The organism is Burkholderia mayonis (genome assembly GCF_001523745.2).
Lineage (GTDB): Bacteria > Pseudomonadota > Gammaproteobacteria > Burkholderiales > Burkholderiaceae > Burkholderia > Burkholderia mayonis.
In genome coordinates, this window is the sequence record NZ_CP013386.1 from 2,995,804 (window position 1) to 3,018,198 (window position 22,395).

General features: G+C 61.9%; 25 protein-coding genes. 17 read left to right on the plus strand and 8 right to left on the minus strand.

The genetic code is table 11. The features are described 5' to 3' along the window. Nucleotides 1-44 precede the first annotated feature (44 nt). The 6 genes from WS70_RS14410 to WS70_RS14440 all read left to right on the plus strand — a co-directional run bounded on the left by WS70_RS14410 (nt 45) and on the right by WS70_RS14440 (nt 4,554). Nucleotides 45-353: a type II toxin-antitoxin system CcdA family antitoxin gene (locus WS70_RS14410; protein WP_226382764.1), complete on the plus strand. Its 309-nt coding sequence runs from the start codon at nt 45-47 to the stop codon at nt 351-353. Continuing rightward, nucleotides 353-667 (plus strand): CcdB family protein, encoded by a 315-nt coding sequence (locus tag WS70_RS14415; RefSeq protein WP_059470315.1) that lies wholly within the window; start codon nt 353-355, stop codon nt 665-667. The genes WS70_RS14410 and WS70_RS14415 overlap by 1 nt, the downstream gene beginning before the upstream one ends. A 456-nt stretch (nt 668-1,123) precedes the next feature. Beyond that, nucleotides 1,124-2,260, plus strand: a complete 1,137-nt coding sequence (gene ribBA / locus WS70_RS14425) for a bifunctional 3,4-dihydroxy-2-butanone-4-phosphate synthase/GTP cyclohydrolase II (protein WP_059470317.1) — start codon at nt 1,124-1,126, stop codon at nt 2,258-2,260. A gap of 80 nt (nt 2,261-2,340) precedes the next feature. After that, nucleotides 2,341-2,865 carry a 6,7-dimethyl-8-ribityllumazine synthase gene (gene ribH, locus WS70_RS14430; protein WP_059470318.1) on the plus strand — a complete coding sequence of 175 codons (525 nt, stop codon included), beginning with the start codon at nt 2,341-2,343 and terminating at the stop codon, nt 2,863-2,865. Beyond that, the gene (gene nusB / locus WS70_RS14435) at nt 2,862-3,299 is read left to right on the plus strand and encodes a transcription antitermination factor NusB (protein ID WP_059470319.1); all 438 of its coding nucleotides are present in this window, start codon (nt 2,862-2,864) and stop codon (nt 3,297-3,299) included. The genes ribH and nusB overlap by 4 nt, the downstream gene beginning before the upstream one ends. A 61-nt stretch (nt 3,300-3,360) precedes the next feature. Next, entirely contained in the window at nt 3,361-4,554 is a 1,194-nt protein-coding gene (locus tag WS70_RS14440; RefSeq protein WP_059597579.1) for a pyridoxal phosphate-dependent aminotransferase, read from the plus strand. 451 nt (nt 4,555-5,005) lie between these two features. Here the strand turns inward: WS70_RS14440 and WS70_RS14445 are convergent, their stop codons facing one another. Continuing rightward, nucleotides 5,006-6,109 (minus strand): lytic transglycosylase domain-containing protein, encoded by a 1,104-nt coding sequence (locus WS70_RS14445; protein ID WP_059597580.1) that lies wholly within the window; start codon nt 6,107-6,109, stop codon nt 5,006-5,008. Between the two features lie 580 nt (nt 6,110-6,689). Here WS70_RS14445 and WS70_RS14455 point away from each other — a divergent pair. Both WS70_RS14455 and WS70_RS14460 read left to right on the plus strand, forming a co-directional pair. Beyond that, the gene (locus WS70_RS14455; protein ID WP_059470322.1) at nt 6,690-8,249 is read left to right on the plus strand and encodes a UbiD family decarboxylase; all 1,560 of its coding nucleotides are present in this window, start codon (nt 6,690-6,692) and stop codon (nt 8,247-8,249) included. Between the two features lie 38 nt (nt 8,250-8,287). Continuing rightward, a complete protein-coding gene (locus tag WS70_RS14460) occupies nt 8,288-8,965 on the plus strand; it encodes a LysE family translocator (RefSeq protein ID WP_059597581.1) in 678 nt (225 codons plus the stop codon). Between the two features lie 169 nt (nt 8,966-9,134). Here the strand turns inward: WS70_RS14460 and WS70_RS14465 are convergent, their stop codons facing one another. Together WS70_RS14465 and WS70_RS14470 are read right to left on the minus strand one after the other, a co-directional pair. Continuing rightward, nucleotides 9,135-10,118: a threo-3-hydroxy-L-aspartate ammonia-lyase gene (locus tag WS70_RS14465; RefSeq protein ID WP_059597582.1), complete on the minus strand. Its 984-nt coding sequence runs from the start codon at nt 10,116-10,118 to the stop codon at nt 9,135-9,137. A gap of 165 nt (nt 10,119-10,283) precedes the next feature. Beyond that, nucleotides 10,284-10,574 (minus strand): hypothetical protein, encoded by a 291-nt coding sequence (locus WS70_RS14470; RefSeq protein ID WP_059470447.1) that lies wholly within the window; start codon nt 10,572-10,574, stop codon nt 10,284-10,286. Nucleotides 10,575-11,000: 426 nt separating this feature from the next. Between WS70_RS14470 and WS70_RS14480 the strand changes: the two genes are divergently transcribed. Together WS70_RS14480 and WS70_RS14485 are read left to right on the plus strand one after the other, a co-directional pair. After that, the gene (locus WS70_RS14480) at nt 11,001-12,005 is read left to right on the plus strand and encodes a Rossmann-like and DUF2520 domain-containing protein (RefSeq protein WP_059470325.1); all 1,005 of its coding nucleotides are present in this window, start codon (nt 11,001-11,003) and stop codon (nt 12,003-12,005) included. Between the two features lie 82 nt (nt 12,006-12,087). Further along, on the plus strand, nt 12,088-12,651 hold the full coding sequence (locus WS70_RS14485; RefSeq protein WP_059470326.1) for a YggT family protein: 564 nt from the start codon (nt 12,088-12,090) through the stop codon (nt 12,649-12,651). Nucleotides 12,652-12,655: 4 nt separating this feature from the next. Here the strand turns inward: WS70_RS14485 and WS70_RS14490 are convergent, their stop codons facing one another. Beyond that, entirely contained in the window at nt 12,656-13,015 is a 360-nt protein-coding gene (locus WS70_RS14490) for a DUF190 domain-containing protein (RefSeq protein ID WP_059470327.1), read from the minus strand. Nucleotides 13,016-13,037: 22 nt separating this feature from the next. After that, the gene (gene crcB / locus WS70_RS14495) at nt 13,038-13,424 is read right to left on the minus strand and encodes a fluoride efflux transporter CrcB (RefSeq protein ID WP_059470328.1); all 387 of its coding nucleotides are present in this window, start codon (nt 13,422-13,424) and stop codon (nt 13,038-13,040) included. A gap of 555 nt (nt 13,425-13,979) precedes the next feature. Between crcB and WS70_RS31570 the strand changes: the two genes are divergently transcribed. From WS70_RS31570 to WS70_RS33445, 3 genes are all read left to right on the plus strand, one after another. Further along, nucleotides 13,980-14,624 carry a hypothetical protein gene (locus WS70_RS31570; RefSeq protein ID WP_159082903.1) on the plus strand — a complete coding sequence of 215 codons (645 nt, stop codon included), beginning with the start codon at nt 13,980-13,982 and terminating at the stop codon, nt 14,622-14,624. Between the two features lie 820 nt (nt 14,625-15,444). Beyond that, nucleotides 15,445-16,314, plus strand: a complete 870-nt coding sequence (locus tag WS70_RS14505) for a DUF5343 domain-containing protein (RefSeq protein ID WP_226382765.1) — start codon at nt 15,445-15,447, stop codon at nt 16,312-16,314. Nucleotides 16,315-16,553: 239 nt separating this feature from the next. Continuing rightward, complete coding sequence (locus WS70_RS33445; RefSeq protein ID WP_257791888.1) at nt 16,554-16,688, plus strand: hypothetical protein; 135 nt, start codon at nt 16,554-16,556, stop codon at nt 16,686-16,688. Nucleotides 16,689-16,749: 61 nt separating this feature from the next. Here WS70_RS33445 and WS70_RS14515 read toward each other — a convergent pair whose 3' ends face one another. Then, on the minus strand, nt 16,750-17,064 hold the full coding sequence (locus tag WS70_RS14515; protein ID WP_059597637.1) for a hypothetical protein: 315 nt from the start codon (nt 17,062-17,064) through the stop codon (nt 16,750-16,752). A 724-nt stretch (nt 17,065-17,788) separates the two neighbouring features. Between WS70_RS14515 and WS70_RS14520 the strand changes: the two genes are divergently transcribed. The 4 genes from WS70_RS14520 (at nt 17,789) to WS70_RS14530 (ending at nt 21,284) form a co-directional block, all read left to right on the plus strand. Further along, nucleotides 17,789-18,622 (plus strand): hypothetical protein, encoded by an 834-nt coding sequence (locus tag WS70_RS14520; RefSeq protein WP_226382766.1) that lies wholly within the window; start codon nt 17,789-17,791, stop codon nt 18,620-18,622. A gap of 98 nt (nt 18,623-18,720) precedes the next feature. Further along, complete coding sequence (locus tag WS70_RS14525) at nt 18,721-19,290, plus strand: hypothetical protein (RefSeq protein ID WP_226382767.1); 570 nt, start codon at nt 18,721-18,723, stop codon at nt 19,288-19,290. 280 nt (nt 19,291-19,570) lie between these two features. Beyond that, nucleotides 19,571-20,011, plus strand: a complete 441-nt coding sequence (locus WS70_RS31575) for a hypothetical protein (protein WP_159082904.1) — start codon at nt 19,571-19,573, stop codon at nt 20,009-20,011. Between the two features lie 124 nt (nt 20,012-20,135). Next, nucleotides 20,136-21,284, plus strand: a complete 1,149-nt coding sequence (locus WS70_RS14530; RefSeq protein ID WP_059597586.1) for a site-specific integrase — start codon at nt 20,136-20,138, stop codon at nt 21,282-21,284. Between the two features lie 110 nt (nt 21,285-21,394). Here the strand turns inward: WS70_RS14530 and WS70_RS14535 are convergent, their stop codons facing one another. Then, entirely contained in the window at nt 21,395-21,841 is a 447-nt protein-coding gene (locus WS70_RS14535; protein WP_159082905.1) for a hypothetical protein, read from the minus strand. Nucleotides 21,842-21,922: 81 nt separating this feature from the next. Beyond that, nucleotides 21,923-22,354 carry a hypothetical protein gene (locus tag WS70_RS14540; protein WP_226382768.1) on the minus strand — a complete coding sequence of 144 codons (432 nt, stop codon included), beginning with the start codon at nt 22,352-22,354 and terminating at the stop codon, nt 21,923-21,925. Nucleotides 22,355-22,395: the final 41 nt, after the last annotated feature.

Genomic DNA, 22,395 nt, shown 5'->3' on the forward strand with positions numbered 1-22,395 from the left:
GGGCTGGCGATAGGCGTCAGATGCCGACTTTTGGGACCACAAACATGAGCATCACGGATGAGCACATTTATGTGGACTATAGTGCGCATAAATTCCAACATCAAAGGAACGAGCATACGGCAACCGACACCATCCCGCGCCGGGCTACCAACATCAGCCTGCCCGAGGACGTCTACAAGGACGCGAAGGAACTCGGGATCAACTTTTCGCAGACGTGCGAGCGGGCAATCCGGCAGGCAGTACAGGTGGAGAAGGATCGTCAGTGGGCGATCAAATATACGGACTTTATCCAGGCTTACAACGACATGGTCGAGCGCGACGGCCTGCCGCTTGCTCAGTACCGGACGTTCTGATGGCCCGTTTCGACGTATTCTCCAACCCCGGTGGACACCCTGGTGCGCCATATGTCGTCGAGGTCCAAGGAAATCATCTGTCCGGACTGGCAACTCGCGTGGTCATCCCGCTACGCCGGTTGGACCGGATCGCCACGGTGCCGCTTCCGCCTGATCTGATCCCCGTGGTCATCATTGAGGGTATTGAGTGCATGCTCGATACCCCAACGCTCGCCGCAATTCCACGCAGCGCGCTGACCCAGCCGGTTAGCTCGCCCGTACATCGACAGGATGAAATCATTTCGGCGCTCGACCGATTGTTTGGCGAACGGTGAGGTGTCAGAATTCGCGTCAATCTACGTCTTGCTGAAGACATCGCGTCACGACGATATTTCTGACGGTATACGCAAGCACCTCTGAATCGTACGCTTTGCGGGACAAGCATCTCCGGCTGAACTCAACATGATGCGCGGTATGTCGAGCGGATGATGAACGCGCCGAAGTAAGCGTGAACCGGCGCGGCGCGCGGCGTTCCGCCGGGCGCGCCCGGGGCGCGATGCGTGCGCGCGATCGGACGATCGACGCACCCATCGCGCCCTTTTCGCATCTGCGCCGCCCGCCGGATATCGCGCGCCGACGCCCGCCGAACGTCCACTGCGCGGTGCTCCGGCCGCATCGTCGCGCGCGCCGCCATCGGCCGTTCGGCCGACGCGGCCGGCTGTCGCGCCGCGTTCGGCTAAAACCCGACGCGCGTGGCGTAAAATATGCGCTTTCCCTTCCCCGATCCTTTTATGACGCTCGCCTCCACGCCCGACATCATTGCCGAGCTCAAAGCCGGCCGGATGGTGATCCTGGTCGACGAAGAAGACCGCGAAAACGAGGGCGACCTCGTGCTCGCCGCCGAGTTCGTCACGCCGGAAGCGATCAACTTCATGGCTCGCTACGGCCGCGGGCTGATTTGCCTCACGCTCACGCAGGAGCGCTGCAAGCAGCTCCACCTGCCACTGATGACGTATCGCAACGGCACCCAGTACGGCACCGCGTTCACGGTCAGCATCGAGGCGGCCGAAGGCGTGACGACGGGCATCTCGGCCGCGGACCGCGCGCGCACGATCGCGACCGCGGTCGCGCACGACGCGCGCGCCGAGCACATCGTGCAGCCGGGCCACGTGTTCCCGATCATGGCGCAGCCGGGCGGCGTGCTCGTGCGCGCGGGCCACACCGAGGCGGGCTGCGACCTGACGGCGCTCGCGGGTCTCACGCCCGCCGCCGTGATCTGCGAGATCATCAAGGACGACGGCACGATGGCGCGCCTGCCGGACCTGATCGAATTCGGCAAGGAGCACGGCCTGAAGATCGGCACGATCGCCGACCTGATCCACTATCGCAGCCGCACCGAATCGATCGTCGAGCGCGTCGCCGAGCGCACGATGCAGACGGCGCACGGCCCGTTCAAAGCCGTGCTGTACCGCGATCATCCGACGGGCTCGCCGCACATCGCGCTCGTGCGCGGCACGCCCGCGCCGCACGAAGAAACGCCTGTGCGCGTGCACGAGCCGCTGTCGGTGCTCGACCTGCTCGAGACCGGCATTTCGACCCACTCGTGGACGCTCGACGCCGCGATGAAGGAAATCGCCGCGCGCGAGCTCGGCGTGATCGTGCTCCTGAACTGCGGCGACACGAACGAGCATCTCGTCGACGTGTTCCTCGCGTTCGACGAAAAAGAGAAGGCGGCCGCGCTCAAGCGCCGGCCGGTCGATTTCAAGACGTTCGGCATCGGCGCGCAGATCCTGCGCGACGTCGGCGTCGGCAAGATGCAGGTGCTGTCGAATCCGCGCAAGCTCGGCAGCATGTCCGGCTACGGCCTCGAAGTCACCGGCTTCGCGCCGATGCCGGGCGGCGCGACGTCGACGCCCGACGCCGCATAACGGTCTCGTGTCGTAGTGTCGTAATGTTGTCAGCCTGTGCTGCAGCCCCTATCACCGCTCATCCACACCACGGAAAGAACATGGAAATCGGACAATATCAACCGAACCTCGAAGGCGATGGCCTGCGTATCGGCATCGTTCAATCGCGCTTCAACGAGCCCGTCTGCAACGGCCTCGCGGACGCGTGCGTCGAAGAGCTGGAGCGCCTGGGCGTCGCTGGCGAAGACGTGCTGCTCGTGACCGTCCCGGGCGCGCTCGAAATCCCGCTCGCGCTGCAAAAGCTCGCGGAAAGCAATCAGTTCGACGCGCTGATCGCGCTCGGCGCGGTGATCCGCGGCGAGACCTATCACTTCGAGCTCGTGTCGAACGAGAGCGGCGCGGGCATCACACGCATCGCGCTCGACTTCAACACGCCGATCGCGAACGCCGTACTCACGACCGAAACCGACGAGCAGGCGATCGCCCGGATGACCGAGAAGGGTCGTGATGCCGCACGCGTCGCCGTCGAGATGGCGAACCTCACGATGACGCTCGATCAATTGAGCGACGACGAAGAGGACGAAGACGAAGACGAGGACGACGCAGACGAAGAGGAGCGCGCATGAAGAAGAGCGCCCGCCGACAATCGCGTGAGCTGGCGACGCAGGGCCTGTATCAATGGCTGCTGTCGAACGCGGCGCCGGGCGAGATCGACGCGCAATTGCGCGGCGCGCTGGGTTACGACAAGGCCGACAAGACGCTGCTCGACACGGTCCTGCACGGCGTGATCCGCGAGCACGCGGCGCTTGCCGAAGCGATCTCGCCGAGTCTCGACCGTCCGATCGACCAGTTGTCGCCCGTCGAGCGCGCGGTGCTGCTGATCGCGACGTACGAGCTCACGCATCAGATCGACACGCCGTATCGCGTGATCATCAACGAAGCCGTCGAGCTCGCGAAGACGTTCGGCGGCTCGGACGGCTACAAGTACGTGAACGGCGTGCTCGACAAGCTTTCCGTCAAGCTGCGCCCGGCCGAAACGCAGGCGCGACGCGACGCGTAACCCCTTCGCGGGCGCGCGGCGCGCGCCCGCTTTCCGCTTTCTCCAACGTTTTGATTCGACGATGAACACCGCTGCCGATTCGCTCCTGAGGCTCGCGTCGCGCGTCGACGCGATCGAGCCGTTCTACGTGATGGAGATCGTCAAGGAAGCCGCCGTGCTCGAGCGCGCCGGCCGCGACATCATCCACATGAGCATCGGCGAGCCGGACTTCACCGCGCCGGAACCCGTCATCGAGGCGGCGGCCGCGGCGCTGCGGCGCGGCGTCACGCAATACACGAGCGCGCTCGGCATCGCGCCGCTGCGCGAGGCGATCGCCGCGCACTATGCGCGCGCGTACGGTCTCCCGATCGCGCCGGAGCGGATCATCGTGACGGCGGGGGCGTCGGCCGCGCTGTTGCTCGCGTGTCTCGCGCTCGTCGGCCGTGACGACGAAGTGCTGATGCCCGATCCTTCGTATCCGTGCAACCGCCACTTCGTCGCGACAGCCGAAGGTCGCGCGGTGCTCGTGCCGAGCGGCCCCGAAGCCCGCTTCCAACTGACCGCGAACGACGTGAAAGCGCGCTGGAGCGAGCGCACGCGCGGCGTGCTGCTCGCGTCGCCGTCGAACCCGACGGGCACGTCGCTCGAGCCCGCCGAGCTCGGCCGGATCATCGATGCCGTGCGTGCGCGCGGCGGCTTCACGATCGTCGACGAAATCTACCAGGGCCTGAGCTACGACGGCGCGCCCGTCTCGGCGCTGTCGTTCGGCGACGACGTCGTCACCGTCAACAGCTTCTCGAAGTACTTCAACATGACGGGCTGGCGGCTCGGCTGGCTCGTCGTGCCGCCGGCGCTCGTCGGCACGTTCGAGAAGCTCGCGCAAAACTTGTTCATCTGCCCGTCGGCGCTCGCGCAGCACGCGGCGCTCGCATGCTTCGAACCGGACACGCTCGCGATCTACGAGGCGCGCCGCGCGGAATTCAAGCGCCGCCGCGATTTCATCGTGCCGGCGATCGAATCGCTCGGTTTCGAGGTGCCGGTAATGCCGGACGGCGCGTTCTATGTATACGCGCAATGCGGCGGCGTCGCGCATCCTGCGGCAGGTGACAGCGCCGCGCTCGTGAACGCGATGCTGCACGATGCGGGCGTCGTGCTCGTGCCGGGGATGGATTTCGGCGTTCATGCGCCGCACGACTATATCCGGCTGTCCTACGCGACCGCGTACTCGCGGCTCGAAGAAGCGGTCGAGCGTCTCGGCAAGCTGTTCGGGCGGTAGGGCGGCAGGAGGCTCGGCACGGGCGCGGCCCTGCATGCACGTACCGACACCTGTCGTTGCTGCCGATCACGACGGTCGCGCGTGGCAAGTTTCGCGCGCGTCGCCATCCTGCTCCTCGCCTCTTTCGCCTTCCACTTTCTGTTTCGCGCTTTTCGCCACGCCGCTCGCCTTGAACCTGAGCTTGGCGATTTGCGCTTCGGACTTCAGCCTAGGTCTTGGGCCGGGCCTGTCGCAACCGCAACGATTTGCAACAAATCGGCGGGGCCATCACACGCGATCGCCCCGCCTGCAGTTAGTTGCGCCCGAGACACGTCGCCGCTCCGGCCCGCCAAAACGAAAAAGGCCGAGTCCCGTCTGACACCGGACTCGGCCCTTTCGATGATTCCCTGTCTTCCACAATCTTCGCGCGATCGGCGCGGCGCGCCGCTCCGGCGCATGCAATCGCCACCCGTCAGGTGCCGAGCTCCGAAGCCGCGGTATCGTGCTTCGCCGCCGTGTCGACGCTCGCATCGTCCTGCTGCGGCGCCTTCGGCGCGGCGGCAGCCTTGATCGTCAGCGGGCGCGTGCCGTCGAGCGTCACATGCACACGCTTTTGCGTCGCGCCCGACGTCGACACCGTCGTGACCGTCACTGCACCCTGCGCGGGCTGCTGCGACGCATAGATCGACACCTTGCGACCGCGCGCGACATCGCGCAGCCGGTCGCGCTCGCCGATCACCTTCGTGCCGTAACCGCCGTCGTCGGGCGTCGTCGCGCCGACGTACAGACGCAGCCCGCCCGAGAGCGAGCCGCCGCGCGCGATGCAGTCCTTCAGCACGAGCGCGCCCACCTGGATGTTGACGAGCGGCTGCAGCGCCGCATCGGTGCCGCCAAAATATTCGAACTTGTCCGAATGAACCTTCGACATCACCTGCATCAGGCCCTGCGCGCCGACGCCGCTTTCGGCGTAGGGATTGAAGCCGGATTCGATCGCCATCACGGCGAGGATCAGCAGCGGATCGAGCCCGACGTCGCGGCCCGTCTGGAACGCCGTCTTCACGAGCTGGCCGACGGGCTCCTGCGCAACGCGGTAGCGGCGCGCGAGGTAAGTGGCGACGAGCGCCTGTTCGCGGTTCGACGCGAGCACGCGGTCGTCGCGCGCGTCGGCGGCGACCCGCTGCGTCGGGATGAGTTTTGCGAGCGACACGGGCGACGGGCCGTTGCGCACAGCGTCGAGCGCCGCGCCGACGTCGGCGGGCGTGGCCGTTGCCGCAGGCGCCGCATCCGCATTGATCGATTCGCCTTCGTCGGCGTTCGCCGGGCCGAAGGTCGGCAACGGATGGCCGCTGAGGAGCCGCGCTGGACCGGCCTGAACCGCAGCCGACACGAACGGCATCATTTTTGCTGCGAGCGTGCCGCGCACGTTGGGCAGCAGCCACAGCACGAGCGCGATCGCAACCGCACAGCAACCGACCACGCTCAATAGATGGTGACTGACACGCGTCCCGCGACGCAGCGCTGCGCGAAATATCTGCGCATGCCGCTCACTGGGACGCCACGATAACCAAGCGTTCATTCAGATCCTCCACGGGCATGATTCGTGCGGCTCGCTCGGTTCTCGAGGCGAGACATGGCGCGCTGCCGCGGAATCAAGACACCGAGCGTCTTGGTCAGACCGCATCGGTATCGGAGAAACGGTATAAGTACCGTTCGGAGCCACGTCGAAACAGGGCCTGCACTTGCGGCAGGCGGACGCGCGAGGCTCCTACGCAAAAAACCAGCGTCGACTGGGCGCTGGCTAGGACAACAAACAGACCGTCAGAAGGCCGTGCAGGTATCGGCGGACGGCGACGCGTTGCGTCTATAGGACCGGGGATTGATGGTTCAACACTGGGACCTGCAACCAATGTGAGCGGATTCTAGCAGGGTTTTATAGATCGTCAACACTATAGAAATACGTTTTCATAACAAAAAGTAATGATTTGTTACGGGTCGGAATCGGAAGCCGCGCGCCGTCTGGCGTTCGGATCCGCCGCCATTTTTTTACGTTTCCATCGCCTGGCCGTCCGGCCGGGTAAAATCGGCGCTCGTTTCCGGGCGGACGCCGTGCCCGCCCCCACCGCCGCCGCCTGTCGCGCGCGGCCTGGATATCCTTCATGAAATACAAAGACTTACGCGATTTCATCAGCAGCCTCGAACAGCTCGGCGAGTTGCGGCGCATCATGCAGCCCGTGTCGCCCGTCCTCGAAATGACCGAACTCTGCGACCGCGTGCTGCGCGCGGGCGGGCCCGCGCTCCTGTTCGACGCGCCGACCGGCTACCGGTTTCCGGTGCTCGGCAACCTGTTCGGCACGCCGCGGCGCGTCGCGCTCGGAATGGGCGTCGATGCCGACGACGACGCGGCGCTCGCGTCGCTGCGCGACATCGGCCGGCTGCTGTCCGCGCTCAAGGAGCCCGATCCGCCGAAGAGCCTGAAGGACGCAGGCAAGCTGCTGTCGCTCGCGAAGGCCGTGTGGGACATGGGCCCGAAGACGGTGCCCGCGCCGCCGTGCCAGGAAATCGTCTGGGAAGGCGCCGATGTCGATCTGCACAAGCTGCCGATCCAGACCTGCTGGCCGGGCGACGCGGGTCCGCTCATTACCTGGGGCCTGACGGTCACGCGCGGGCCAAACAAGACCCGCCAGAATCTCGGCATCTATCGGCAGCAACTGATCGGACGCAACAAACTGATCATGCGCTGGCTCGCGCATCGCGGCGGCGCGCTCGATTTCCGCGAATTCGCGCTGAAGAACCCGGGCCAGCCGTATCCGGTCGCCGTCGTGCTCGGCGCCGATCCGGCAACGACGCTCGGCGCCGTCACGCCCGTGCCCGACACGCTGTCCGAATACCAGTTCGCCGGCCTCTTGCGCGGCGCGCGCACCGAGCTCGCGAAATGCCTGACGCCCGGCGTCGACACGCTGCAGGTGCCCGCGCGCGCGGAGATCGTCCTCGAAGGCTTCATTCATCCGCAGCAAGGCACGCCGGCGCCCGCCCCCGAAGGCGCACCGCCGCGGCCGGCTGCGGGCGCCACGGCCGGCTACGAGCACGCGCTCGAAGGCCCGTACGGCGATCACACGGGCTATTACAACGAGCAGGAATGGTTTCCGGTCTTCACCGTCGAGCGGATCACGATGCGCCGCGACGCGATCTACCACTCGACCTACACCGGCAAGCCGCCCGACGAGCCGGCCGTGCTCGGCGTCGCACTGAACGAGGTGTTCGTGCCGCTCCTGCAAAAGCAGTTCCCCGAGATCACCGACTTCTATCTGCCGCCTGAGGGCTGCAGCTACCGGATGGCCATCGTCCAGATGAAGAAGAGCTACGCGGGCCACGCGAAACGCGTGATGTTCGGCGTCTGGAGCTTCCTGCGGCAGTTCATGTATACGAAGTTCATCGTCGTCGTCGACGAGGACGTGAACGTGCGCGACTGGAAGGAAGTGATCTGGGCGATCACGACGCGCGTCGATCCGGCGCGCGACACCGTGCTCGTCGAGAACACGCCGATCGACTATCTCGACTTCGCGTCGCCCGTCGCGGGCCTCGGCTCGAAGATGGGACTCGACGCGACCAACAAGTGGCCAGGCGAAACCCAGCGCGAATGGGGCCGGCCGATCGAGATGGACGCCGCCGTGAAGGCGCGTGTCGATCGTCTATGGACCGACATCGGCTTGTCGTGAGCTTCCGCTTCTCCAATCTTCGATAACGACGACGCACCATGAGCTTCGCCCCTACGTCGATGCTGTCCGACGGCTTTTTCCTGTCGCTTTCGCTTTGTCTCGACATCGGCCTCGTGAATGTCGCGATGCTGTCGCTCACACTGTCGCACGGATTCCGGCCGGGCTTCTGGCTCGGCGTCGGCTCGTGCGTCGGCGATCTCGTCTATGCGGCGCTCGCGCTCGCCGGGATGGCCGTGCTGCTGCAGTTCGAAGCGGTGCGCTGGGTCGTATGGCTCGGCGGCGGCGCGGTGCTGCTGTTCCTCACGTGGAAGATGGCGAGCGAGGCGCTCTTTCCCGAACCGGCGCGCGACGCCGTGGACGACGACACGTGCGCCGCTTTCGTGCAGCCGAGCACGTGGCGCAATTTCGCGCGCGGAATGCTGCTCGCGATGTCGTCGCCGTCGGCGATCCTGTGGTTCGCGGCGGTCGGCGGCGCGCTGATCGCGAAGGCCGGCGCGACGACGCCCGCGACGGCATCCGTGTTCTTGTCGGGATTCTTCCTCGGCGGGCTCGCGTGGACGCTCTTTCTCTGCACACTCGCGAGCCAGGGCCGCAAGCACGCGGGCGCGAGACTGATGCGCGCGTGTCACGTCGTGTCGGCGCTGCTCTTTGCGTATTTCTCGTACAGCGTGATCGTCGGCGGCTATCGCGACCTGATTCTGAACGTGGCGGCTTGACGCTGGCTCGGCTCAGACGACGCGGCCGGAGTCAGGAGCTCGAGCCGCTCGTGCAACCGCATGCGCAGCCCGACTCATCCGGCCGGCCGGTCGCCTCGATGGACCGACCGCCCCGCCGCTCGCGCGTCCGGCCTGCCGACGCGACACGCCGCAAGCCGCCCGCCCTCACTCATCCGCGCAGGAACTCGCCGTAGCGCGCGAGATCGACGTTGCCGCCGCTCAGGATCACGCCGATGCGCTTGCCCGCGACGGGCAGCACGCCATCGAGCACCGCCGCTGCGCCGAGGCAGCCGGTCGGCTCGACGACTATCTTCATCCGCTCCGCGAAAAAGCGCATCGTCTCGATCAACTGCGCGTCGCTAACCGTGACGATCCGCTTGACGAGCTTCTGGATGATCGGAAAATTGTACGCGCCGACGTGCGTCGACGCCGCGCCGTCCGCGATCGTCCGCGGCACCGGGATATGCACGACCTCGCCGCGCGCAAGCGACTGCTGCGCGTCGTTGCCCGCTTCCGGCTCGACGCCGATCACGGCGCAGCCGGCCGCGAGCGCCGCCGCCGACAGCGCGCTGCCCGAAATCAGCCCGCCGCCGCCGAGCGGCACGACGAGCATGTCGAGTTCGCCGACTTCGTCGATCATTTCCTTCGCGGCCGTCCCCTGCCCGGCGATCACGTGCGGATGGTCGTACGGCGGCACGAGCGTCATCCCGCGCTCGTGCGCGAGCCGCGCGCCGATTTCCTCACGGCTTTCCGTGTAGCGATCGTAGGTGATGACTTCGCCGCCGTAGCCTTTCGTCGCGGCGACCTTTGCGGCGGGCGCGTCGTGCGGCATCACGATCGTCGCATGAATGCCCGCGAGGCGCGCGGCGAGCGCGATCGCCTGCGCATGGTTGCCGGACGAATACGTGAGCACGCCCGCGCGACGCTGCTCGGCGTCGAAGTGCGAGATCGCGTTGTACGCGCCGCGAAACTTGAACGCGCCCATCCGCTGGAAGTTCTCGCATTTGAAGAAGATCGTCGCGCCGGTGCGCGCGTCGGCAGTGCTGGACGTGAGGACGGGCGTGCGATGCGCGACGCCGGCGAGCCGGGCGACCGCGTCGGTCACGTCGTCGAAGGTCGGGATGGCGAGGCCGGAAGCGGATTGAACAGGCATGGCGGCGAGCAGGAAAACGTGTTGGACAAGGGAACGACCATTGTCCCAGCTTCGCTCGATTCGCGCAGCAGCCCCGAAAAGAAAAACGGCGCGGCACGAACCATTGCCGTGCTGCGCCGCAGCATCAGATGCGCCGCCGGCCAGGCGGCGCGTCGACGTCAGCAATCAATAACGCCAGTGCGGACGGCCGTAGTAGCCGTGATGGCGCCAGTACGGGCGTCCGTAGCCGTAGTAGCCGCCGACGACGACCGGCGGCGCGTAGTACGCGGGCGCCGGCGCGTAGACGACGGGCGGCGGAGGCGGTGCGTAATAAACGGGCGGCGGCGCGGCATAAACGGGATACGCCGGCGCGATCGGCACCCCGATGCCGACACCGATCGACACGTGCGCCCGGGCAGCGCTCGCAGCGCCCAGGCCCAGTGCGGCAACGGCGATCAACGGAATGAGCTTTTTCACTTTGGTTCTCCTGGCAGCGGGCGTCAGCGCCCGCCGCATCGACAGCGACGGCTTGTTTGCCGTATGAGACGAATGTAGCGAAATCCGGCATCGCGAGCCACGCCCATTTGTTGCAAATTGCAATAGCGCAAAGCCCCGTGGCAAGGCGGCGCGCAGGACCGGACACGGACGCGCGAACGCGGTCCGGCTGCAATTCGGCGGATTGCGAAGAATCGCGGGAGACGCCGTGCGCCGCGCCACGCCGCCCGTTCGGAGACCGGTAATGAACGATTACAAATTAGAGACAGCATGTGGCCCGCGCGACACGGACGCATCTCGCCGCGCATTCCGTCCCCCAAAATCCGGCGGTCTTCCGGGGCTGGATCGAACGCTGCTGCCGCCGAATACGCGATACTGACGGTTTGCCGCAGATCCAGGATCGCATCCATGGCCTTGTCCGCCACGCCCCGCATCGGCTTCATCGGCGCGGGCCGCCTTGCCGGCTGCGTCGCCCGCCGCTTCGCGCGCGCCGGCTATGCCGTCACCGCGATCGCGAGCCGCTCGCCCGCATCGGCCGCCGCACTTGCCGCGCAGATCGACGCCGACCGAGCCGCGCGCGACGCCGCTGACCCCGCACGCTCCGACCGCGACAGCGGCAGCGCGGCGCACGGCGCGCGCTGCCCAGCGGTCGATTCGCCGCAGGCGGTCGTCGACGCCGCCGACCTGATCTTCGTCACCGTGCCCGACGACGCACTCGGCCGGATCGCCGCCGAGTTGCGCTTTGCGCCGGCGCGCGCGGGCGAGCAGGCGCTCGTGCATTGCAGCGGCGCATCGAGCGTCGATCTGCTCGCCCCCGCGCGTGCGCAAGGCGCGGCGACGGGCGGCTTCCATCCGCTCTACCTGTTCGGCGGCGGCGACGCCGATCTCGCGCGGATCGACGGCTGCTCGGTGACGATCGAGGCCGACGGCGCGCTGAAGGATCTGCTCGTCGCGCTCGCCGCCGCGCTCGGCTGCCATCCGCTGTCGATCCCGGCGGGCGGCCGGATGCTCTATCACGCGGCCGCCAACTACGCGGCGAGCTTCGCGCTTGGCAACCTCGCCGAATGCGTCGAGCTGTGGCACTCGCTCGGCTTCGCCGAGGACGACGCGCTGCGCGCGCTTCTGCCGATGCTCGCCGGCACGATCGAGACCGCGCGCGACAAGGGGCTCGCGAACGCACTCGCGGGGCCCGTGTCGCGCGGCGACGTCGGCATCGTCGAGCGACAGCTCGCGCTCCTCGAGTCGCTCGGCGGCGACCACGCGGCGCTCTACGCGCTCCATACCCGCCGCGCGGTCGCGCTCGCGCGCAAGCGCGCGTCGCCGCCCCCGTCTCTCGACGCGCTCGAGCACGCGGTCGACGCGTCGCTCGCCCGTTCGCTCGGCCTCGCACGCCCCGCCCGCGACGAGCCGTGATAAGGTGACGCCCGATGCGCGCCGCCTGCAGGCGGCGACGGCACGCTACCGACTGGACTGGATAAAGAAAAGGATTCAAACGATGTTCGGCGAGATCGCCCGTTTTCTGCTCAATACCGTTTTCACACTGTTCGGCGCAGCGCTGATCCTGCGCGTCTGGCTGCAGGCCGTGCGCGTGCCGCCCTACAATCCCGTCACGCAGGCCGTGCTGCAGGCGACCAACTGGCTCGTGCTGCCGCTGCGGCATATCGTCCCGGGCGTGCGCGGCGTCGATTGGGCGAGCGTCGTCGCGGCACTCGTCACGTCGCTCGTCTATGTCGCGCTGATGGTGACGATGGCAGGCGTCGACGCGCTGTCGATCATCCCGACGATTCTCATCGTCGCGCTGCTGACCGTCGTGAAATGGGCGCTCAACCTCGTGCTGTGGCTGACGATCCTGATGGCGCTGCTGTCGTGGCTGAACCCGCGCTCGCCCGCGATGGCGATCCTGTATCAGCTCACGGCGCCGTTCCTGAACCCGCTGCGCCGGCTGATCCCGCACCTGGGCGGCATCGACCTGTCGCCGATCCTGCTGTTCGTGATCGTCCAGGTGCTGATCATGATCGTGACGCGCGCGGCGGTGTCGCTCACGCTGTTCGGGATCTGACGCGCTATTCGTTCGGCGGCGCGGCGGCGGCCGGCGCGCCGTCGCCGAGATTGTCGATCACGCCGAAGTGCGCGGGGATCGTCGCGTAGCACGCGCGCACTTTCTCGCGCGACACGCGCGCGATGAGCCGCCGCGCCTCGTCTTCCGTGACGATGAATTCGACCTCGATCGCAAGCGAGCCCTGCAACTCGAAGAAGCGATCCTCGTGCAGCACCCGATGCTGGCCGAACCCCGCCATCGCGCGAAATGCGGAACCGCCCGAGACGCCCATCCGGTTCGCTTCCTCGAGCAGCCATTCCCAGAGCGGCTTCCAGTGCAGCCGGTGATTCTCGTGTACGTAAAAACGCAGGAAGACCCCGTCCATAGCCGCCTCCGCCCAGGCCGGATCAGACCGGCGCGAGCCACGCCCGCGCGGTCCACATGCCGAGCCCCGTCAATGTGAACGAACCCATCAAGTGTAGGGCAGCCACGGCGAGCGCCCAGCCGAACTCGCCCTGAGTCGCGTGCGTCATCACTTCGACCGAATAGGTGGAGAACGTCGTGAGCCCGCCCATGAAGCCCGTGATCACGAAGAGTCGCCATTCAGGCGGCAGCCCCGCCCTCGTGGTAAACGCGACGACCGCGATCCCGATCAGATAGCCGCCGATGAGGTTCGACGCGAGGGTGCCGAGCGGCACTTCGGGGAAGAGCGCATTGAGGCCGAGGCTCAGGAACCAGCGCAGCAGCGCGCCGAGCCCGGCGCCGACGAAGATCGCGACGATCGAATAGAACAAGGCCGCACCTCACGATTGACGAAGAGAAGATCCGTGCGACGTCCTCGCCGCGCGGCAGGCGCGGGACCCGCCCCGGACGTGCGGCGGCGCAACGTGCCGGCGCGGCGCAACGTGCCGGCGCGGCGCAACGGGACGCCGGACGCGCCCGAACCGGCTGCGCACGCTCAACTTTATGCGGATTTCCGGCTGCCCGGCAATCGGCCGGCCCTACCCGTCAAACCATCCCATCGTTTCCCGATGGACAATAATTCCCATTTTCCGGCGATCGAAATGGGCTCGGTGAATTCTCTCGCCGCGCCAATCTCTTATTCATAAATTTTCCGCTAGTCCGTAGAATTCAAACAGACTACTCCATCTTATTGAATTTGATCGTGGCGAATACAGCGCCAAGCACACGCTTTTCATTGATCCTCAAATTAACTATGCCCTAGATAAGATTAAGAAGAGTCTCGGTGGTGCATTTCTGGAAGATGTTTAAACTGGTAAATTTCCCTTGCACACCGCGGCATTATCACCGTCATCAACCGAATTTACAAAGATATCGCTTTTGAGGCTATGACATCATACGTTACAGATGCGCAATCCGGCTGCAAGTCGATTGAATTATTATTAATTACCGACCTTCATTCGACGAGCCTGCTTCGAGACATAGGTGAATTTGCTATTGAGCTACGTGATTCGGTGCGTGGTGGAGAGGCAAACGGGGAACCCAGCACTGATTCCAACTCATCGTCCACCGACGAAGGAAGGCAGTCCAATAAAACTGGCTTTGACAAGCTCGAGGAATACTTCAGAGAATTCACCGGAGGACGGAAATCATCCAAACCCAAGCGCGCCTACGCCAAATCAAATCATGGCAAGATCGTTGAAGCTCTGCGCAAAGAATTTATCGGCGAAGACAAAATTTACAAGTCCCGTGAGATCGACTTGGTAGCTGAGAAAAAGAAGCACGCATTGCTTTTTGAGGTAAAGACCTGCACTGACACTCACAGTACCTATACTGCCATTGGCCAGCTTTCGGTTCACGTTTCTCCGACGAGGCAATTTACAGGAAAGCAAGTAACTCAGATTATCGTTGTGTCTGAGCATCCGATGGAACATATTACTGATGTCACCGCGGATGAGCTTAATTTTCGCTTGGTGACTTACTCGATAGATAAGCAAGGCATGGTCCGTTTTCAGGACTTGCATCTTCTTTGAAGGCGCGAGGTGTGAGTACACCCGCCTTGAACACGAAAATCCTGACACCCCCAGTGAACCCGAGCTGCATCGCAGCTCGGACAGCAAGCCAGCGCTCGCGGTCGATCCCGCCCTCCTACTCGTTCACCATCAGCGATGCCACCGCCCCCCCATCGAGCGATGCCAGTTTCGATGCCGCCGCCCAGAATCCCCCGCTTGCCTTCCCCACCCAAACCCCAGTAGAATCGCGCATTCCGCGGGCGTCGTATAATGGCCATTACCTCAGCTTCCCAAGCCCCAGCGCGTTAATCAAACCGCTATTCACGCGCGTTCTCACGTCACGATTTCTCCCGGCTCCACGAAGAACCGCTGTTCATGCGGGATTCACTGCGATGCCAGTTTTCACGCCAGCACCGGCATCAAGAAGCTGACGATATAGGTGGCACGGACGCCAGCATGACAGCGACCGATTGCACCAGCTTGGTACACGCGGGGTAGCGCGCGTCGATCGAAACGCCATCGAAAGCCAGTTAAAGCCGGCCGGCCAAAGCTACTTTGCGCACTAGTCCACGAGCATTCGAAGTTTCCCGCCCACTCATCCAGGAGTCCCCGCCCCCATCGCATCTCGGAGCGCACCGGCACACGTCGGTGCGTATTGGTACTTTCCGCAACACCTCATTACACCTCACTACACCTCACGACACCTCACGACATCTCACGGCACCTCACAGCGCATCACGGCGTCTCACAACCACAGGAAAGATCACATTGAAGTCCCCACAAAAACGTAAAAATACAAATATCCATTAATAATCAATGGCTTGCGTACGAATGAAATCTGATGCATCCAAATGATATGTCTGATCACGGATGCTTTGATGGAAACCACCCGGGACAGATCGCGGCGCGCCGCGATGAAATTTGTTTGCAAACGCCAAAAACCAATGGTAGATTTAGCGCCATCGATCACTCCGGTTTGGTAGATCACATGGCTAGCAGCAAAGAGAAGCTCGCAACACCGCCCGTCATCTCCTACGGTTCATTCATCGCGTTCTTGAACAAGCTTCGAGATGCAGGCACGGTGCCGGCACGCATCGACAAAACGGTGATGCCAAAAGCTTCGGGATCACAGCAATCGGGAATCATCGCTGCGCTCCGCTTTCTGGGCTTCATCGATGACACCGGCAAGCCCAAGGATCACTTCAAGCCGTTTGTCCTCTCTGATGACGATGCCCGGAAATCTACGCTCGGCCCCATCCTGCGCGAGTCATACGCCTTCCTCTTCAACGACTCTGAATTTGACCTGAGCCACGCAAGTACCGGCCAAATGACCGAGAAGTTTCGCGAATTGGGGATTAGCGGCAGTACGCTGACGAAAACCATCGCGTTCTTCATCCCCGCCGCGAAAGAATGTGGAATCGAGGTATCGCCGCACGTCAAAGCGCCGGCAGCCCCCAAAAGCAACGGCAGCAGGAAATCGCCTAAAACCACTGAAGACGAACAACGACCGATTGACACTGGGGGAAGAGTGCCTCAGGAAGACGACGGTCCAGACGTCGAGCGATTTGAAATCCCTCTTCCCGGAAAGCAGCAAGGCGCAAAGATCATTGTTCCGAAAGGGCTCGATGCAGACGACTGGGTGATGCTGCAAACGATGCTCGCAGCATATATCAAGCGGTGGAAGGGCTTCACGCCTGAAGGGAGCGAATGAAAAGAAGATGACTCGGCCCCGGTTACATAGCTCGCAGTAGCCGGGCCGGAAAAAACAACGCCCCCAACACCTTGATCTCGGCCAGGAGATCGAAACGTTGGGGGCGCCGGCGAGCAGAAGACAGCGCGTTAAGGCGTGCCCCTGTCACCCACAGTTATCGTCCAGATAACTCTTGTAGTCTACGCGACAAGGGAGCTGAGGGCAAGAATCGCTTTCAACCTCCTTACATTGAGGGGTTTATGCCCAACCTCGCTCGCGAGCAGGCAAAGACCGTCTTCGTGCGTAACTACACCCGGATTCGCTTCGGCCATCTGGAACATGTGTGCTCGCACTGGCGGTCCGCACCCGGTCAGTTGAGTTTCAACTTCGACTGATCAACGACGAAACGATTCGGGCTCCCACGGGAGCCCGCTTCTTTTCGCTGCCGGAAGGGCATCACTTCTTACCCTGCGGCTCGTGCTTGTCCTTGATCATTTGATAGTAGGTGCTCGCGCCGGCCTTCGTCAGTTTCACCTCGGCGACGAACTTTTCGATGATGTCCTTCCGGGTCACATCCTTGACCGTCCGCATCCGCTTGTAGATTTCGGTCGCCAGTTCCATCTTCGTCGGCGCGGCCGCCGTCGCCCGTGCCGCCCTCGCTGCGGTATCGTTCCCCGTTGAGTTCGAGGCCGCGTCCTGCTTCTGATCAACAACAACCGGCTTGCCAGCTTTCTCGTCCTTGCCCGTCGTACCTTGCTTCTGATCGACCATGATCGCACTCCGTTCGTTGAAAGTGCGCCCAGGGTCCGACTGATCCACCTTCGGGGCAACGGCGACGAGCAATCACGGCCGACACGACAGCTACCAGCATGAAATCCGATGAGGAACAGTGACAGTTTTCACGTCACCCTCGTCCGCATCTCTCCTATCCCCTTGATCTGCCGGGGATTTCCGAATCAGATCATCAGCTTTCTAGGATTCTGCCGTAGGCCCAACTGATGGTTCGATCCGACAAGTCCGCTCTTTTTCAACTTCAAAAAACAATCTAAACAGTTGCCGCTTGTCGCCAAGAACAGGCTGGCGAAAAGTCGAACACGAACATGTTGTGTTGTTGTTCCTGCGCGTCAGGAATGGTTGCCCCTCCCTTGACGCTCCGCGTGGAAAACGTCATCATCCGCCCCGTCCATTTGTGGGAGACAGGCAACGACCTCTACCTCGTGTGTGGCCCCGAGATAGAGAAGCTCGCAGCAGCACACGCGAGTGATATGGTTGAGTGAGCGTCCGCAAGACGTACTACATCCGCTCAACTGTATAGCCCGGACATGGCCGAATATCAGCGTCTCGCTGAGGTTCGATCATGCCGGAGCGAGTCGATTGACTGATCTACTGCACCCACCCCGTGCAACTCCGGTGAACCAGGGCTTCGCTCTGCCGGACTTGCAACGCACGCAACGAACCCATGTACGCAGGTCCGACTTTATCGGAACCGCACGACATGGATACTCGTACGCACAGCTCCACAATCGATACGATCACTGCCGCCTCAGCCGGTCAGGTGGGCATGAAAATCGCCATCAACCGTCTGGTCAAAAACAAGGCTCGCCCCGGCACGGACGATTTCAAACTTCTCGCGACGGAATTCGAGAACGTCACCCTCACGCTGACTGAAATCGCGGCCGCAATCGCTGCTGGCTTTAGCTGGTGCGCACAACACGTTGACCGTCGTAAGGCCGCGAACTTCGTCTGCACCGACGTTCTCGGCGTCGATCTCGATGAAGGCTGGACCTTCGATTCGCTGCTGGCCCATGAACTTGTGGCAGACCACGGGCTCCTGATCTACGAAACCCACAGTTCCACGCTCGAACGTCCTCGTCTTCGGGCTATGTTCCGCAGTCCGTACACGATCATCGACGCCGACGAAATGCGGAAGGTCGTCCGCGGCCTCGTACGCATGTTTGGCGCGGATGAGTCATGTGTCGATCCTTGCCGCATGTATTACGGTAACGAAGGGTGCGATCCGTATCTCATCGACAAGACATTGACCGTCGAGCAGATCGAATACCTCAAGGAACTCGGTGCAACCCAAGGAGATGATGACGAGCAAGATGGCGGCAATCGGAACGCGAACAACTTCGTCCGCTCGTCCCTGCACGTCGCTGACGATCAATTGTTGCGCACCCGGGACGGGAAACACGCTCCGCTCTCCATTCTCGCGAGCGGAACCCCCGTGCATTGCCCGCACCACGCCGACCGGAACGGCTCGAAGAAATGCGCGCGACCGATGTGTGTGACGCTGAACCGCTCACTGAGGAAGAATACCAGGCCCTGAACGACGCGATGATGCTGACTTCCGACGAGTAGCTTCGCCGCGACCGTTACGCCATCGAAAAATTCTACGGGCAGGAGATCACGCCAGAACTGGTGCTGATGGACAACCACGGACGCTACCGCACTCAGATCACCGCCATGTGCGAATTGCTGGAATCCGAGACGGTTGCGCTTGCCCGGACCTATGCGAATGCAAAGGCCCACGCGCTCGATAAAGATATGGCGGCTCGGCGGCAAGCGACCTTGAAAGAGGTGCTGATGGCGTCCTGCATCTACGACGGAAAGCGGTCGTTCGACACCTCCCACCGGATGCATAAGGACAACATGCGGAGCTTCGTGGATTGCTGCCTGAGCTACAGGGCGCAAATCGCCCACTTGTTCGACATGGCTTTGCGCAGGGACATCGAAGAAAAGCCGTTGGCTCAGTTCAAGGAATTCCTCGACCTCATCGGTCTCGACACCATGACGGACGGAAAAAGCGATGCTGGGGGCAAACGCACACACTTCTACCGGCTCAACTCGGACCTGCTCGAACGGACGATCAGCTTCGCGAAATATCGGCTTAAGACGCGGACACGCCCCTCCGTTTATTCATACATCGGGACACCCTACCTGCTGAACCCGGACGGCGAGAAAGTGTATTTGACCGAGCCCACCTTCGAGGAATAAAGGTACGGGACCGATGACGGACAGCGCGGGACGCGAATCGACTGCCCGCGCAGTACCGAACTGACCTTGAGCCGACAAGTGCGCATCTTTTCAACTTCAAAAAGAAATATACGGTCACTTGTCGGCTTTGTTATTTCCTCATATCTGCCCATCGAGATCCATGCGATCGCGGTTTACTATGCACTCACATTTTTCTTGATCTTCCATTAAACGATCGTTATTATTTTTTTGATCGGCGACGGGACTGTCGCCTGCAACAATCAATCTCTCACAAATCTCGATGACTACCAACCCCGATATCCGCGGAAAGCGGATTCCACTTAACCGCAAACTTTTTGCCTGCATCGATAAGGAACTTTACGCGCCTATCGATATGCCTGGCTCAGTCTACTTCGCCGACGACGCGTTTTTCAAAGACGAACATGGAAATGAGCACGATATGGCGTTCTTTTATAGCGAACATATCCTGCTCACATGCCCGAATCATGGTGGCGAGAATATTTTCTGCCGCCCATATATCGAATATTCCAGTTCGCTTGGATTCTATTGCAAGGAATGCGACATTAGTTATTGGTCGCTATCCAAACATGAAATTCCATGCAGGGAATGTGGAGTTCCAGTCAGCCATGGCTCGCTTGGTCTGTACGGAATTTGTTGCCAATGCGATTATTCCAGCGAATCAACTGGCATTGATCTGAGCAAATCAGATCTCATTCTTTAAGTTACCGATTCACTGTGGATGCCGGTCGCAAATATTACTACTGGCATGGGCGAAAGCTGTTGTCATACCTCTCATCAGCCCGGATGGTGTTGCTCATTGATTACGTTTTGCAAGGAGCAACGCCATGACACTCATCCGTCGAAACAATAGCAAGAACTGGTATTACCAATTCCAAATTCAGGGCAAGAAGTTCTTCGGTTCCACCGGGACGCCGAACAAGACGAAGGCCGCTCAGGTCGAACGCGAGATGCGCAATCGAGCGCACGCCGAGCAGTATCTCGGGGATGCACAGCCCATCACGCTCAAGGATGCCCTGGAACAATATGTCGAGGCGCGAAGCGAAACGTCCTATCACCGGAACATGTGCTCGATCGTTCGGAAATCGCTCGGCTATAAGCTTCATCCGAGAACGAAAGCCAAGCTTCCCTGCTATGGCATGTCGCCTGATACGCTGCTGCATGAACTGACAACGCGCGATTTCGATCTTCTCGTCGCAAAGCGCAAGGCCGAGGGTGACAAGCCCGCGACGATCAAGCATGAGATCGGACTGCTTCGCGCGACGATCAACGAGATGGCGAAGCTTGGATTCAAAGTCAGTCGAGATATCGTTTTTCCAGAGCTTAGGACTTCGTATAGGCTTCGATATCTGGATTCTAACGACGAGTCGGCGTTATTGCTCGAACTTGATCCGGAACGGCTTAGAGCGCGTATAAACGCGTCTAAACCGCAGACACCCGAGATGACGCGAAATATGCAGGATAACTACGATATCACAGTTTTCCTGCTCGATACGGGGTGTCGCTACTCGGAGGTCGCGAACATTCCGTGGTCGGCGATCAACATCGATGCCTGCACGATCAGCCTCTATCGGAGCAAGGTGCGGAATGAAGATGTACTGCACATGACCTCCCGACTCGAAGCGATCCTTCGTCGTCGGTGGGAGGAACGCCGACAGGGGCAGCGATACGTGTTTGAGGATCGCTCCGGCAACGAGCGCGGCTACAGCACGAAGTCGATCAAGAAGGCAATCGAGCGGGCCGGACTCAATGATCCCGTTCTCGTCAAGGAACGCGGTGGGCGCGCCACCCTGCACACGCTCCGGCACACGTTCGCGAGCAAGCTCGTCAAGGCGGGCGTCAGTCTGTATGAGGTGTCGGTCTTGCTCGGCCACAGTGATCCGAAGATGACGCAGCGCTACGCGCACCTCAGCCCGAACGACGCGAGCCGGAAGGCCGTAAAAGTCATCGACTCCCTGCTGCTCAATCCTGCGTGAATCGTGGGGTTTGTCGTCCCCCACGCATCTGAATTCGGGGCACTATCCATGTCTTATTGAAGGCGTACAAAACCGGGATTCACTGCATCGCGAACCCCGGAGAGGATGCACTAACTTCCGGCATGTGCGCGGCAGTCCAGCTCGACGGTTGTCGGGGAATCAGTATTGCCGCCCATGATCCCTTTGATCTTCATCTTGTTGCTGGTCGCCTCGATGAAATCGCCTTCGAAGTGCATGCCGCCCGGAATGGGCATCATCGCGCCGTTCTCGAATGCCTCGGCACGGAAGTCGATTCTGAAATGCGTGCCGTTCACACGATAGACGCCAGCGAACCATCCGCTATCCATGTTGTAGAAGCGGAGGTTCGCCCGACCGTTTGTTGCCCAGACCATCATCGTTCCGGGCGTGGGATCGCTGTCGCCATTTCGGATCGCCGTGCAATCGAACTGCTTGTTGGTCACCTCATTGAAATCGACCTTCTTCTGACAACCGCTGATTGAGACGGCCAGAATAGCGAGACAAACAAAAATACCAGATCTGACAATTTTTTGTTTCATATTACACGCATACCCCGAGATTTAATTCTCAACGACCACTCTAGAAATTTACAACCAATCCACACAAAACAATCGATTAATTCACATACTGATGTGGTCGCGCATTACCATATCAAGCCGCCGGGAATGACGTTGTTCGTCGGCTGGATCGACATACCAGAACTCGTAGTGACGAAGCTTGTTGTTTTCGATTTCGGCACGCACCATGACTTCGAGGCAGAACTTTCCGTCGTCGCGCTTACACACTCGACCGAGCAATGCAGTTTTGCCGTTCCTCGCTTTCGCAACCAGATAGCCGTCTTCAGCAACAACTGGCACCCATTGCCTGTGGAACGAATCGACTGACATAACTCCGATCCGCTCCGTCGTCTCAGGCCGCACCGCACCCACGAAAATCTTCTTTAGCTCATCGTCCATATTTGCCCAATTTATCAAGGCCATGATTATTTTTTTATGAGCTATGAAATTAGAGCCGTGAGCACTAACGCCAATACAACCGATACAAGTGCGCATGGGAATAATTCCCAGTCATGCCACCACCCGAGGTAATCCAA